This is a genomic window from Microcoleus sp. BM001215392 (assembly GCF_036700185.1).
In the GTDB taxonomy this organism is placed as follows: domain Bacteria; phylum Cyanobacteriota; class Cyanobacteriia; order Cyanobacteriales; family Microcoleaceae; genus Microcoleus.
Genome location: NZ_JAUBOJ010000484.1, coordinates 1 through 4,763 on the forward strand (window position 1 = coordinate 1; position 4,763 = coordinate 4,763).

A 4,763-nucleotide genomic window follows, 5' to 3' on the forward strand; every position below is an offset into this window, starting at 1 on the left:
GGTAGTCCGGCAGTCCGGCAGGGGTTTAAACCCCTGCCTCATAGCGAAAGTCCTCTCAAAGAGGACTAATAGACATATCCCATAATTCTTGTGGAACAGGCATGGAGCCTGTTCAAAACCTATTTTTTATGACTGCTTTTTAAGAGAATTATCATAAGTTCTTCAGTCCTCTTTGAGAGGACTTTCGCTTTGAGACAGGGAATTGATTCCCTGTCGGACTGAGGGGTGGGCGAGAGGACTGGATGGACTCACAGCAATCCGGCAGGGGTTTAAACGCCTGCCTCACAGCGAAAGTCGTCGGTCGCCGACTAATAAGTTCTTCAGTCCTCTTTGAGAGGACTTTCGCTATGAGACGGGGGTTTCAACCCCCGGCGGACTGGTGGCAAAGCGCGAGAAAACTGGGCGGACTGACAGCTTAAGTTAACGCCAATAAGAATGGGAATGGAGCATAAGAATCACCACAACCACCGCCGTTTTGCTGACCAAGTTAATTCGCACACTGTACCCCTCGGTACATTCAGATAGCGCCGAAATGTTCCGCCTAATTGTTTGGCTAAATTGTTTGCTAACTGCGTGCCCAATCCTGAAGGTTGAAGTTGAGGATTTATATCTCCAGTTGTCTCCTCGTCATTGTTCGTTTCAGCGGCATTAATTGCTTCTGCCTCGGACAGATTCCCCCTGCCATTATCCGTCACCCTAATCACTTGTCGATCGCCCTCTGCGGTACAAATTACAGTCAAGCGAGTAGCGTCGATCGCGTGTTTCCCCACATTGCAAAGCGCTTCTTCCAGAAAGCGGCAGAGTCCTCGCTTGTGTTCCAACCGCAGATGCGATGTGTTCAAGGGATCGAACTGCACAATTTTGAATTTGATTGTTTTCAGGTAGGGCAATTCTTGTTCGAGGGTGTTGGAATAAACTTTGTAGAGCAATTCATGTAGCGGGGCTTGCAGGGCTAATTCGATCGCACTTCCCATTCGCAACTGCGGTTCATCGGCGATCGCATCTCGTTGCACCGATCCGTAAACTTCTCGTAATTCGTGACTCAGGCGTTGCAAATCCGGCAGAAATGGCGACGGTGTGGCCTCTCCCTGAGCGGTTCTCAAAATTCCCACCAAGGTTTGTAACGGGCCGCTGTGAATCGCATTAAAGGTCTGCTCGATCGCAAATTGACGTTCCTCCAACCGCAGCCGCAATTCCTGCTGGTGGCGATAGAAGAGTGCCGCCGTTGAGCCAGTTCCATTCAGCACCAGAATCAGTAACACAGGCACGATCGGTATCCACCATCCCAACAAAATTAACCCGTAACAGCTCGCGATCGAGCTAATACTGGCGATTAAGAGCCCTAACAAAATTTTCCAGGGCGATCGCAGAAATCGTCCCAAACTCATCCCCAAGAGTCCCCAGGCCGCAATCCAGAGCGTTTCCCAGCCGTCCCCCCAAACCTGAATCAACGGTCTGCGATCGAGCACCGCGCTCACAATCTGGCTGGTTTCGTGGGCTTGCATTTCCACTCCGTAAATCCGTCCGGGATTGATAAGAGCGATCGCGCCTGAACTTGCCAAATCCTTCGCACTAAAAGACATCATCCCAATCAGCACAATCTTGCCTCGAATCCACTCCGGCTTGACTTGTCCGGATTTGATTTGCTCCAGGGAAAGCACGCGAAATGGCTTTGGCCCGCTGCGAACATTCAGTAAAATTTGGTTGCCGCCTGCATCCGCCCCCACATATCCGCCAGAATTGGGCCGAACTCTGGTCAATTCAATATTGCCAAATCGCATCGCCTCCCGATCGCGGATGCCAACGCCCGAATTAATTCCTCGGGTTGCTAAATAGAGCTCTGCCAGCCCGAGGGCGAAGGAAAAACGGTATTCTTGCTGGGAGTTGTGAGTGCCAGTGCCCAATAAACTGCGGCGCTGGTAGCCATCCGCATCGAGGACAAAATCTGCAAAGCCAACCTGTTCGCGTGGTAGCGCGGGCGGAGGTGCGACGGTAAAGCCACTGCGATCGGGCAGAGCAATCTCCACTCCGATCGCATTCTTGCTGCTGCGAAACACCGATGTTAGTTCGGCATTACCCGGTTCAACCGGAATATCGCGGACAATATCTAAGCCGATCGCGATCGGTTGATCAGCCTGCAATCGTTTGAGTAAATCGGCAATATCGCGATCGGGAATCGGATAAGTTTTGGCGCGTTTAATATCTTCTTCCGTAATGCCGACGATCGCAATTCGTTCATCCATTGGCTCAGGCGGACGCAGCAGCAAAAATCGATCGAACGTCACCAACTCCAAAAACTGAAGCGCACCCGTAAATCTCGCCACGATCACAGCGACAATCACCATCAACCCTGGAAGCGATCCGCGCCACCAAGTCGAGATGTCTGTTTTCACTGCTTGTTCTCGATCGGGCTTCATCTTGTTTCCGGTTGTATCAGTATTGTTCAAACAGTCAGTAGTCAGTAGTCATTGGTGTCAACTTAAGCTGTCAACCCGCCAAGTCCATTAGTCATCCCACGAGTCCGACAGGGGTTCAAACCCCTGTCTAATAGAAGACAGTCGGTTGAAACCGACGGTCGATTTGCCCCAAACCAATACATATCAACTAACTCTTCAGTCCTCTTTGAGAGGACTTTCGCTATGAGACAGGGGTTTAAACCCCTGTCGGACTATCGGTTTGACCTGGTTGTTGACACCAATGGTCAGTCGTTATTAGTTATTAGTTTGCCAACAATCAACCGTCAACTGTCAACAATCAACTGTCAACTGTCAACAATCAACTGTCAACAATCAACTATCAACTGTCAACTATCAATCAATCAATCCTGCTTCCCTAGCCCGCACTTCCGTTTGAATCCGCAGATTTTTGTCTTTTTCGGGATACACTTCTAGCACATCTCGAATCTTAATCCAGTAATATTGCACAGTACGTTCACAAACATTCATCTGTTTAGCGATCGCAGTATCCTGCAAGCTCTCTTGAAAAGCCAATTGCAACACCTGCATCCAAGCGGGTTTGAGTTGCAGCCCATTGCGGATCTCTCTGGGAGTATAAATCCGCTCGTGTAGCGCCCAATCCACCATCGCCAGCAAATCTTTCATCGGCTGACTCTTATCAACAACCGTGAAGCCGCCCATATGATTGTCGATCGACGGTTTCAGCCAAACCAAAGTCCGAACATGAGCGCTCTGCACTACAATATTCAAATTCGGGTACTGCTCCATCAGCGTTTTCAGGAGTTGAAGCCCCGAATTAGCCTGAGCAGTTTCGCCGATCGCCTCAGGCATCACCAGATCCACAATTACGAGATCGGGGGTCATCTGTGCTACGTGCTGAAGGGCTTCCTGAGCCGTTGAAGCCGTCAGAATATCTGCCTGTGGATACTCCTGCCTCAGAATGCTAAGCGTGCCGCCTAACACCATCGCATGGTCATCCACCACTAAAAAGGTTCGTTTCTCCGGTTGAGGTAAAGTCTGGGGCATAGTTGATTCGTTGCCGCACAACATCGTCAGTTTAAGTAATCCGTCCTCTTCTTACAATAGAGGCATTACCGGGATTCCGTCCTGCATCTGTCCGCAAAATAGGACTGCGGACAGATGCAGCGACAATTGCGCTAAAGTGCAATTCTGATGGTTGTGTTGCACATCTATAGCAATCCTCAATCAGTCAAAAAAACACTTCTCTTCTCTTCCTTTGCGGTCTTCGCGCCTTCGCGGTTCCTTTAAAAAAGAATCTGGTTCACAAATAATTTAGACTTGCTAGATTATTATAATCTACGTGTCGAAGCAAAAATAAGGATGATTTTATGCAAGCAGAAGGCTCATATAAAGCTAGCACATATAATCTAGAATTTGAGACAGAAATCCAGCGGTTAAAAGCTCAAGTCCTCCTCAGTTGGAAAAAAGAATCACGCACTTTAAAGTGGTTCGGTTTAGCCGACAAGATGAATGTTTTAGAAGCAGGGAGCGGGCCGGGATTTTTTACCGAAAAACTGTTAGAATTGCTGCCCAACAGTTCGATAACAGCCGTAGAAATCGACCCCGCATTACAGGAAAAAGCTGTAAAATATTTGCAGGACAAAGGAGGCGATCGCGTAAATCAGATTCAAGCATCGGTTGCGGATACTGGTTTGGAGGATAACACGTTTGATTTTGCGATCGCCCGTTTGCTGTTTGTTCACCTCCCCGAACCCGTCGCCTCCGCCCGAGAACTATTGCGGATATTGAAACCAGGCGGTAAACTGGTGATTGTCGATAGCGATGCGGATCTGTTTTGGCTGACAACTCCACCCATGTCAGTCCAAATAGTCAGGGAGAAATGGAAACAGGTAATGGCATCTCGGAACGGCAATTTGTCGATCGGGCGAAATCTGTGCCGCATTCTCAAACAAGCAGGGTTTGTTAGCGTCGATTTAGAAGCGGTTGTCAGCCACAGCGATTTAAGGGGAATAGAAGCATTTGAACCTTTGCTAGACTCCGGGCCGATTTTGCAAATGGTCAAACAAGGGTTGATTTCTGAGTCGGAAATAGAAAGTTATCTAATTTCGCGGGATGAATTTGTCGCTGCGGGCGATGCACGATTAATGATGAGTTTTTGGTTGATGGCTTGCGGGGAAAAAAATCAATAGACATCTCGGATGATTCTCAAGCTTTGTTCTAGCAATAGGCTTGAATTGCATAAGTTTTAGAGGGTGCATCTCAACTTTGGAAAATATGTTTGTAGGGGCGAAGCATGACCGCATACAATATGGGATTATAACTAAT

The 4,763-nt window shown here is 48.5% G+C and carries 3 protein-coding genes; 1 reads left to right on the top strand and 2 read right to left on the bottom strand.

Translation table 11 applies throughout. The annotated features are described in order from the left end of the window. Positions 1–455: 455 nt before the first annotated feature. Both QT974_RS31155 and QT974_RS31160 read right to left on the bottom strand, forming a co-directional pair. Positions 456–2,447: a sensor histidine kinase gene (locus QT974_RS31155; protein ID WP_333472243.1), complete on the bottom strand. Its 1,992-nt coding sequence runs from the start codon at positions 2,445–2,447 to the stop codon at positions 456–458. Between the two features lie 363 nt (positions 2,448–2,810). After that, positions 2,811–3,482 carry a response regulator gene (locus QT974_RS31160; protein WP_333472244.1) on the bottom strand — a complete coding sequence of 224 codons (672 nt, stop codon included), beginning with the start codon at positions 3,480–3,482 and terminating at the stop codon, positions 2,811–2,813. Between the two features lie 323 nt (positions 3,483–3,805). Here QT974_RS31160 and QT974_RS31165 point away from each other — a divergent pair, with 323 nt between their 5' ends. Beyond that, positions 3,806–4,627 (top strand): class I SAM-dependent methyltransferase, encoded by an 822-nt coding sequence (locus QT974_RS31165; RefSeq protein WP_333472245.1) that lies wholly within the window; start codon positions 3,806–3,808, stop codon positions 4,625–4,627. Positions 4,628–4,763 lie beyond the last annotated feature (136 nt).